Genomic DNA, 9083 nt, shown 5'->3' on the forward strand with positions numbered 1-9083 from the left:
ACATAGAACCCTGTGGGAGCGCGCCTGCTCGCGAAAGCGGTGTATCAGTCACGCATGTGCCGGCTGAAACGACGTCTTCGCGAGCAGGCTCGCTCCCACAGTTGATCGGCGACGCCTTCAGTAAACGCATTCCACAGCCATGGCCGTGGCTTCGCCGCCGCCAATGCAGATCGCTGCAATGCCGCGCTTGAGTTGTTTCTGCCGCAGCGCCGCGAGCAACGTCACCAGAATCCGCGCCCCCGACGCACCGATCGGATGCCCCAGCGCGCAGGCGCCGCCGTGCACGTTGAGCTTGTCGTGGGGAATCTCCAGGTGCGTCATCGCCGCCATGCCGACCACGGCAAACGCTTCGTTCACTTCAAACAGATCCACTTGATCCAGCGCCCAACCGGTCTTCTTCACCAGTTTCTTGATCGCGCCAATCGGTGCGGTGGGAAACAAGCCAGGGGTATCAGCGAACGCAGCGTGGCCATGAATCACCGCCAGCGCTTTGAGGCCCAGTTGCTGCGCGTGGGACTGGCGCATCAGCACCAACGCCGCCGCGCCGTCGGAAATCGAGCTGGAGTTGGCCGCGGTGACCGTGCCGCCCTCGCGGAACGCCGGCTTCAGCGAGGCGACTTTGTCGAGTTTGGCTTTTGGCGGCTGTTCATCGTTGCTGATCACTACCTGCTCTTTGCCGACGATCACCGTCAGCGGGACGATTTCGTCCTTGAAGCTGCCATCCTTGATCGCCTGTTGCGCGCGGGTGGTCGAGGCAATGGCGAAAGCGTCCTGCGCCTCGCGGCTGAAGCTGTTGGCCTCGGCGCAATCCTCGGCGAAGGTGCCCATCAGGCGCCCCTTGTCGTAGGCGTCTTCGAGGCCGTCGAGGAACATCGAATCGAGCACGCGGCCATGGCCCATGCGATAACCGGCGCGGGCGCGATCGAGCAGGTACGGCGAGTTGGACATGCTTTCCATGCCGCCGGCAATCACCACGTCCGCGCTGCCGGCGAGCAGCATGTCGTGGGCCATGATGGTGGTCTGCATGCCCGAGCCGCACATTTTGTTGACCGTGGTGCAGCGCGTCGATTTATCCAGCCCGGCGCCCAGCGCAGCCTGACGTGCCGGCGCCTGGCCAAGGCCGGCGGGCAATACGCAACCGAACAGCACTTCATCAACCGCGTCGCTGGCGACACCGGCGCGTTCGACCGCAGCCTTGATCGCCGCCGCGCCGAGTTGCGGTGCGGTGAGGCTTTTCAGTTCACCTTGAAAACCGCCCATCGGTGTGCGGACGGCGCTGACGATAACAATCGGATCATTGGACATAGTCATGACTAATCCTCCTTACTTGGCGGCCATGCGCAAGGCGCCGTCGAGACGGATCACCTCGCCGTTGAGCATGCTGTTTTCGATGATGTGGCGCACCAGCGCGGCGTATTCGGCGGGCTTGCCCAGACGCGGCGGGAATGGCACGCCGGCGGCGAGCGAGTCGCGCACTTCCGGGGTCATGCCGGCCATCATCGGCGTTTCGAAAATGCCCGGTGCGATGGTCATCACGCGGATGCCGAAGCGCGCCAGTTCGCGGGCGGCTGGCAGGGTCAGGCTGGCGATTGCGCCTTTGGATGCCGAGTACGCAGCCTGGCCGATCTGGCCGTCGAACGCTGCGACCGAGGCGGTGTTGATGATCACTCCACGCTCACCGTCAGCATTGGCTTCGCTCTCGCCAATCGCCGCAGCGGCGAGGCGCAGCATGTTGAAACTGCCGATCAGGTTGACGTTGATCACTTGCGCGAAACTGCTGAGTGCGTGCGGGCCGTTCTTGCCGAGGATCTTCTCGCCACGGACGATGCCGGCGCAGTTGATCAGGCCGTTGAGGCTGCCAAATGCGGCAACGGTCGCCTGCACAGCGGCTTCGGCGGCGGCTTCATTGCTGATGTCGGCAACCACACTTTGCGCACCGAGGCGCTGGGCCTGCGCGGCGACGGCTTCGGCGTTCATGTCGACCAGCATGACTTTGGCGCCGGCACTGACCAGCAATTCAGCGCTGGCGGCACCGAGGCCTGACGCGCCACCGGTGACGATAAAAACCTTGTTTTCGATCTGCATGACGGTGTTTCCTTGGATTCAAGCTGAAACGTTGTGCGCCGCGGCCTCTTGAGCCTTGGCGATTTCCTGGTTGCGCAAGATAAAGCGCTGCAATTTGCCACTCGGGGTTTTGGGCAACTCGCTGACAAATTCGATTTCACGCGGGTACGAATGCGCGGCCAGACGCTTGCGCACGTGTTGGCGCAGCTCTTCGGCCAACTCCGGCGCGGCGCGGTACTGCGCGCTCAGCACGACAAAGGCTTTGACCAGTTCGGTGCGTTCCGGGTCGGGCTTGCCGACGACCGCCGCTTCGACCACGGCCGGGTGTTCGATCAGGGCACTTTCCACGTCGAACGGGCCGACGCGGTAGCCCGAAGTGGTGATCACATCATCACTGCGGCCGACGAAGCTGATGCTGCCGTCCGGGTTCCATTCCACGGTGTCGCCGCTCAGGTAGTAGTTGCCGACGAAGGCCTTGGTCGGCGCGCCTTCGTAGCCGCCGAACCAGCACATCGGCGACTGCGGGCGGTCGATGGCGAGAATGCCCGGCTGACCGACGCCGAGTTCGTTGTACTGCTCATCGAGCACGACGATGCGATGCCCCGGCGAAGCGAAACCGGCGGCGCCGACATGCACCAGATGCTCGAGGCCGTGGTGGTTGCACAGCACCATGCCCAGTTCGGTCTGGCCGTAATGATCGTGAATGACCACCTCGAGGTTGTCTGCGAACCAGCGGATCACTTCCGGGTTCAGCGGCTCACCGGCGCTGCTGACGATGCGCAGTTTGCCCTTGATCGATCTGGCGAACTCCTCTCCCCCGGCTATCAGCAAGCGATAGGCAGTGGGCGAACCGGTGAGATTGGTGATGCCATATTTGTTGATCACCCGGCAGGTGCTTTCGAGGGTGAACGGGCCATCGTAGAAGGTAATCGGGTGGCCCAGCGCCAACGGCCCGGTCACGCCGAAATAGATGCCATAGGCCCAGCCCGGATCGGCGACGTTCCAGAACGCGTCTTCGGGGCGCAGGTCCACCGCATCACGGGTGTAGCTCTGGAAAGCGACGATGGCTTTGAGCGGTACTGACAGCGCTTTCGCCGGCCCCGTGGTGCCTGAGGTGAACATCAGCAGGAACGGGTCTTCGCCGGTCAGCAATACCGGCTCGCAGACATTGGAATAGTTGGCCAGCTCAGCCCAGAAACTGAAATCACCGCGAACAATGCCCTGACCTTTGGCGCCGGCCACGGTGACGATGGTCGGGCAGGCGCTGACTTCACTGAGCTTGGGGCGATTGACCGCGTCGGTGACCACGACTTTCGCCCCGGAACTGTTCAGGCGATGTTCGAGGGCTTTGGGGCCGAACGCGGTGAATAGCGGCTGATACACCGCGCCGATGCGCCAGGTGGCGAGCACGGTGATGAGTAATTCGACGTTGCGCGGCAGCAGGCCGGCGACTTTATCGCCCTTCTGCACGCCCTGGGCGAGGAGGAAATTGGCGAAACGCGCGGCTTTGTCTTGCAGATCAGTGAAGGTGTAAGTCGCACTTGAGCCGTCGCGACCTTCCCAGAACAACGCAATGCGCCCGGGCAACGCATGGCGGTCGCAACATTCGATGCAGGCGTTGAGTGCCGCCAGCGTGCCACTGAGCGACGCATCGACGGTGTGCTGATAATCGAACTGTTCGGTGGCAGACAAGTAATCGCGCATTGCCAGAATCCCTCGGTGTTTTTATTAGGCTGGGAACCGTAAACAACACAGGGATAGTCGCGCCGCGCGGGGCTTGGGGCAATGGTCAAAGTAATCAAAGTGGCTGACTGGTTTGGCCAAGCCTTTTAAGGGGAATGGTCACGCGGCCCTGGGTGGGAGCGAACCTGCTCGCGAAGGCGTAGGGTCAGACCACCTCATTGAGGATCAGTGTGCGGTAATGCCCCGGGTTCGACCCCGACCACTTGCGAAACGCCTTGTAGAACGAACTGGCATCAGCAAAACCCAGCCTTGCAGCAATCTCGACGAAACTGATCGAGGGCTCTGCCAGCCAGGTGATTGCCAGCTCTTTGCGCACACTGTCCTTGAGGCCCTGATAAGACTGCCCTTCCTCGGCCAGACGCCGGCGCAGGGTCGAGGCGGACATGCACAGTTGCTGGGCCAGCGCCTCGGTTTCCGGCCAATGCTCCGCGGGCACTTGCCGCAGATCGTGCTTGATTCGGCTGGCGAGGCTGTCGGGGTCGCGGTACTTGACCAGAATGTTCGCCGGCGCCTGGGCCAGGAAGCGCTTGAGTTCTTCGGCACTGCGTTTGATCGGCAGATCGAGGCAATCGGCGGAAAAGATCATTCGTGTGCGCGGACGTTCGAAGCGCAGGTTTTCCGAAAACATCACCCGATAGTCGTCGGTGAAGTCCGGTTCGGCGCAGCGCAGTTCAATCGCCAGAATCGGAATCCGACGCCCGGCCAGCCAGCACGCGACGCCGTGCACGATCATCCAGTAAGTGAAATAGGTAAAGGCGCGGCGCGGTTCGGCGTCGTCTTCGAGCAAGACGATTTCCGCCAGGCTCTGCTGATGCACCAGTTGCGCCGGCAGTTTTTCCAGCATCAGCGAAAGAAAAGTCAGACCGGTGTCCAGCGCCGCCGCCAGCGTCGGTTGCGCCATGGCGCTGCGACACAGAAATGCCAGGCTGCCGGACTTGAGCGGGCGCGGGTCCATGCCGAAGAACTCGTCATCACCGCGTCGTGCCAGCAGGCGCCAGAGCCTGGCGTACTGCGAGGCCGGCACCCTGCCCTCATCGGCCGCTAACAAAGCCGGATCGATGCCGACCTTGCTCAACGCCTCATCCGTCGCCGCGCCCGGGGCGCAACTTTGCAGCAGCGCTTCGCGCACCAGTTGAATGGCAATGGTGTCTTTTTCCGCCATGGAGCGAGGTGAGCCTTGTTGTTTTTTGGGTGGTGGGCATCTTAACCCAGCTGCTGAAGTCACCGCAGGACCAATGTGGGAGCGAGCTTGCTCGCGAAGGCGGAGTGTCAGACACGGATGCGTCACAGGCATACCGCATTCGCGAGCAAGCTCGCTCCCACAGGAATCACAGTTGTTCAGCTAAGGTTCAGCTAAATGTCAATGAATGCCATTTGGGAATGAGTGTCATTATGTTACAACTTAGCCTCCTATCTAAATCGCTGTGGCTCGCCAATGCTCGTTCCCTTTTTGATCATGTTGCGCGAAGGCATCGAGGCCGCGCTTATCGTCGGCATCATTGCCAGTTACCTGCAGCAGACCGGCCGTGGCCAATGGATGCCAGCGGTATGGATCGGCGTCTTCCTCGCCGCCGCCCTTGCCCTGCTGGTCGGTGGTGGTCTGGAGCTGGTCAGCGCTGAATTCCCGCAAAAGCAGCAGGAGTTGTTCGAAGGCGTGGTCGGTCTGGTCGCCGTGGGCATTCTCAGTTCGATGGTGTTCTGGATGCGCAAGGTCGCGCGGTCGATCAAGCACTCGCTGCAAGCCTCGCTGGATCAAGCGCTGACGCAATCCAGGCATCAGGTGATTGCCTTGATCGCCATGGTTTTCTTCGCCGTCGCTCGCGAGGGCCTGGAAACGGTGTTCTTCCTGCTCGCCGTGTTCCAGCAAAGCGAAGGCCCGGGCGCGCCGATTGGCGCCTTGCTCGGCCTGGTCCTGGCGGTGATCGTCGGTTTCCTGATCTACAGCGGCAGCATGCGCCTCAATCTTTCGGCGTTCTTCAAGTGGACCGGATTGTTCATCCTCGTGGTCGCCGCCGGGATTCTCGCCAACTCGGTGCAGGCGCTGCATGAAGCCGGGCTGTGGAATCACCTGCAAACGGTGCTGTTCGACTTCAGCGCGACGCTGCCGATGGACGGCCCGCTGGGCTCGGTGCTGGCCGGCATGTTCGGTTATCAGGATGCGCCGACCGTCAGCACCTTGGGCGCGTACCTGATTTATCTGCTGCTGGCACTGGTGATGTTCTTCATGCCCGCGCCTCGCCAGGCGACGCCAACCACTTCCGTTTCCAGCCAATAAGGCCCTTCATGTCTACTACCCAAACCCCTCCGGCCCTGCGTTGGGCGCTGGCCGGCTCGGTGCTGCTGATGATCGCCGCCAGCGGGCTGTTCTGGTACGCCTCGAACATGGCCGCTGCCAAGCGTCAGCACAACCACGACGAAATCGTCGTCAACATCCATCCACACAGTTGCGAGCCGAACGCACTGACGGTGCCGGCCGGCCGCGCCAGTTTCCGCATCGTCAACCGCTCCGAGCGTGCGGTCGAGTGGGAAATTCTCGACGGCGTGCTGGTGGTCGAAGAGCGGGAAAACATCGCGCCGGGCCTGAGCCAGGTGATCAACGCCAACCTGCAACCGGGCGACTATGCGATCACCTGCGGCTTGCTCAGCAACCCGCGCGGCACTTTGCACGTCACATCGACGGCCGCTTCCGATGCCGCCGCCAAGGCCAAGCCATCGATGGTGGCTTTCGTCGGGCCGCTGTCGGAATTTCGCGTGTATCTGGCCGTTCAGGGCAGCGCGTTGATCAAAGCGGCGACGGCGCTGAATCAGGCGATCGCCAGTGGTGATCTGGCGCAGGCGCAAGCGTTGTACCTGCCGGCGCGTGCCGCTTATCAGCGTCTGGCGCCGGCGGCGCAGCGCCTGGCCGAGCTGGACAATCAGATCAATGCCCGCGCCGATTATTTCGAAAAGCGCGAGCAGGATCCGGCGTTCGTCGGTTTCCATCGCCTCGAATACGCGCTGTTCCAGCAGCGCAATCTCGACCATGTCGCGCCGATTGCCCAGCGCTTGCTCGCAGATGTCACCACCCTCAGGCAACAGTTGCTCGCGCAGTCACTGCCGCCGGAGCAACTGGTGGGCATCGTCGTGCGCAACCTCAACAGCCTCGCCGATGTGCGCGCCGGCAGCGGCGAAGAAGAACGCTACAGCCACAGCGACCTCAACGGTTTCGCCGCCAACGCGCAAACCGCGCGCAAGGTCGTCGACCTGTTGCGCCCGATGCTGAGCAAATCCGCTGCTGAGCTGTTACCGAAGATCGACCAGGCGCTGGACGATTTCGACAGCCAGCTCAACGCGTTCAAATCCGCCGATGGCTACGTCAGTTACGACGCCGTGACCGCCGCGCAACGCCAGCAGATCACCGCCAAAGCCAAGGCCCTGGCCACGGCGCTGAATGGCATCGACCCCGCCCTCGGCCTATCCGGCCTGTAAGCAGAAGACCACGATAGATGAACGATTCAGAACCTCTCAACCTGCAACGACGTCGCGTGCTGATGGGCATGGGCGCCGCCGGTGTCGCCCTTGCCGGATCGGCGCTGAGCTGCCCGGCCATGGCCGCGCAGCCTGCGCAAGTCACCGAAGCGCCGAGCAGCGACAAGACCGAAGACCGTCACGACTTCCACGGTGTGCACCAGGCCGGCATCGTCAGCCCGCGCCCGGCCTCCGGAATGCTGGTGGCGTTCGATGTGCTGGCCAGCGATCGCGAAGACCTCGAGCGGCTGTTCCGCACCCTCAACGAACGCATCGCGTTTTTGATGAAGGGCGGCCCGGTCGCGCAGGTCGACCCGAAACTGCCACCGCTGGACTCCGGCATCCTCGGCCCGGTGGTCACCCCGGACAACCTGACCATCACCGTTTCCGTCGGCGATTCGCTGTTCGACGAGCGCTTCGGTCTGGCGGCGGCAAAGCCCAAGCGTCTGCAACGCATGGTCGGCTTTCCCAACGATGCCCTGGACGCCGATTGCTGCCATGGCGACCTCAGTCTGCAGTTCTGCGCCAACACCGCCGACACCAACATTCACGCCCTGCGCGACATCGTCAAGAATCTGCCTGATCTGTTGCTGGTGCGCTGGAAACAGGAAGGCAGCGTCCCGCCGCAAGCGCCGGCCAAACCCGGTGTACCGGCGCAGTCGGCGCGCAACTTTCTCGGTTTTCGCGATGGCTCGGCCAACCCCGATTCCAACGACGCCAAGGCGATGGAGCGGATTGTCTGGGTACAACCGGACAGTGACGAACCGGCCTGGGCTGCCCACGGCAGTTATCAAGCGGTGCGCATCATCCGCAACTTCGTCGAGCGCTGGGATCGCACGCCCTTGCAGGAGCAGGAAAGCATTCTCGGCCGGGTCAAGAGCAGCGGCGCGCCCATCGGCGGCCACAGCGAAAGCGAAGTGCCGGATTACAGCAAGGACCCCGCCGGCAAACTGACCAGGCTCGATGCGCACATTCGTCTGGCCAACCCGCGCACCGCCGCGACCCAGGCCAATCTGATCCTGCGCCGGCCGTTCAACTATTCCAACGGCGTCAACAAGAACGGCCAGCTCGACATGGGCCTGCTGTTCATCTGCTACCAGGCCGATCTGGAAAAAGGCTTTATCACCGTGCAAACCCGACTCAATGGCGAGCCGCTTGAGGAATATCTCAAACCGGTCGGCGGCGGTTACTTCTTCACCCTGCCCGGCGTGACCGGCGATGACGATTTCATCGGTCGCTCGTTACTCGCTGCCACCTCCCAAAACAAAACCGCATGACACCCAACCGACACTGGAGCCGCCCCATGAAAAAGACGCCACTCGCGTTATTGCTGACCCTTGGTTTGCTCAACACCCCGCTAGCGGCGTTCGCCGCGACCGCGCCGCTGGATCTGGTGGGGCCGGTGTCGGACTACAAGATTTACGTCACCGAGAAACTCGATGAGCTGGCCAGCCACACCCAGCAGTTCACCGACGCAGTGAAGAAAGGCGACTTGGCGACCGCGCAGAAGCTCTACGCGCCGACGCGGGTGTATTACGAATCGATCGAGCCGATTGCCGAGCTGTTCAGCGATCTCGATGCGTCCATCGACTCACGTGTCGACGACCACGAAAAAGGCGTGAAGGCTGAAGACTTCACTGGCTTTCACCGGATCGAATATTCGTTGTTCGCGGAGAAGTCCACTAAGGGCCTGGATGCATTGGCCGACGGTTTGAACAAAGACGTGCAGGATCTGCAAACCCGTGTGGCCGGCCTGACCTTCCCGCCGG

At 62.5% G+C, this 9083-nt stretch carries 8 protein-coding genes; 4 read left to right on the plus strand and 4 right to left on the minus strand.

Features of this window, described 5'->3' with window-relative positions; translation table 11 throughout:
• Positions 1 to 117: 117 nt before the first annotated feature.
• From QMX86_RS25880 to QMX86_RS25895, 4 genes are all read right to left on the minus strand, one after another.
• Positions 118 to 1311, minus strand: a complete 1194-nt coding sequence (locus QMX86_RS25880; RefSeq protein WP_122507341.1) for an acetyl-CoA C-acyltransferase — start codon at positions 1309 to 1311, stop codon at positions 118 to 120.
• Between the two features lie 12 nt (positions 1312 to 1323).
• A complete protein-coding gene (locus QMX86_RS25885) occupies positions 1324 to 2085 on the minus strand; it encodes an SDR family NAD(P)-dependent oxidoreductase (RefSeq protein ID WP_122692596.1) in 762 nt (253 codons plus the stop codon).
• 18 nt (positions 2086 to 2103) lie between these two features.
• The gene (locus QMX86_RS25890) at positions 2104 to 3768 is read right to left on the minus strand and encodes an AMP-binding protein (RefSeq protein ID WP_282387513.1); all 1665 of its coding nucleotides are present in this window, start codon (positions 3766 to 3768) and stop codon (positions 2104 to 2106) included.
• 184 nt (positions 3769 to 3952) lie between these two features.
• Positions 3953 to 4969 (minus strand): AraC family transcriptional regulator, encoded by a 1017-nt coding sequence (locus QMX86_RS25895; RefSeq protein ID WP_282387515.1) that lies wholly within the window; start codon positions 4967 to 4969, stop codon positions 3953 to 3955.
• A 273-nt stretch (positions 4970 to 5242) separates the two neighbouring features.
• Here QMX86_RS25895 and efeU point away from each other — a divergent pair, with 273 nt between their 5' ends.
• The 4 genes from efeU to QMX86_RS25915 form a co-directional block, all read left to right on the plus strand.
• Entirely contained in the window at positions 5243 to 6082 is an 840-nt protein-coding gene (gene efeU / locus QMX86_RS25900; protein ID WP_122507337.1) for an iron uptake transporter permease EfeU, read from the plus strand.
• Between the two features lie 8 nt (positions 6083 to 6090).
• The gene (efeO, locus tag QMX86_RS25905) at positions 6091 to 7275 is read left to right on the plus strand and encodes an iron uptake system protein EfeO (protein ID WP_282387614.1); all 1185 of its coding nucleotides are present in this window, start codon (positions 6091 to 6093) and stop codon (positions 7273 to 7275) included.
• A 17-nt stretch (positions 7276 to 7292) separates the two neighbouring features.
• The gene (gene efeB, locus QMX86_RS25910) at positions 7293 to 8591 is read left to right on the plus strand and encodes an iron uptake transporter deferrochelatase/peroxidase subunit (RefSeq protein ID WP_282387612.1); all 1299 of its coding nucleotides are present in this window, start codon (positions 7293 to 7295) and stop codon (positions 8589 to 8591) included.
• A 26-nt stretch (positions 8592 to 8617) separates the two neighbouring features.
• Positions 8618 to 9083: imelysin family protein (locus QMX86_RS25915; RefSeq protein WP_282390422.1), on the plus strand; the 466-nt coding region annotated here is incomplete at its 3' end.

It is taken from the genome of Pseudomonas sp. PS01270, assembly GCF_029959775.1.
GTDB lineage: Bacteria > Pseudomonadota > Gammaproteobacteria > Pseudomonadales > Pseudomonadaceae > Aquipseudomonas > Aquipseudomonas atacamensis.